General features: G+C 36.7%; 1 protein-coding gene. It reads right to left on the bottom strand.

Annotated features, from left to right (window positions below; genetic code table 11):
* Window positions 1–300, bottom strand: a 300-nt coding sequence (locus tag CDOM16189_RS08065; RefSeq protein WP_249321662.1) for a methyl-accepting chemotaxis protein, incomplete at both ends; no start/stop codon positions are given.

Genomic DNA, 300 nt, shown 5'->3' with positions numbered 1-300 from the left:
TAATACTCTCACTCATCTCATTTATGCTTTGAGCTAGGACATTTGCATTAGCCTCTATCTCACTTAGTGATTTTTGAGTTCTTTCTGCTAGTTTTCTAACTTCATCTGCAACTACCGCAAAGCCTCTTCCGTGTTCTCCTGCACGTGCAGCTTCTATGGCTGCGTTAAGTGCTAGTAAATTTGTTTGATCTGCTATATCTCTTATTATTACTATTATGTTTTTTATCTCTTCTGATTGTCTTGTTACATCTTCTGCTTTTTGACTTATAGCATTCATTGAGCTTGACATCTGTTCTACTG

Origin of the sequence: Campylobacter sp. RM16189 (assembly GCF_012978815.1) — a bacterium.
Classification (GTDB): domain Bacteria; phylum Campylobacterota; class Campylobacteria; order Campylobacterales; family Campylobacteraceae; genus Campylobacter_A.
The sequence above is the reverse complement of the archived record's forward strand: the minus strand, read 5'-3'. Positions and strand labels throughout refer to the sequence as shown.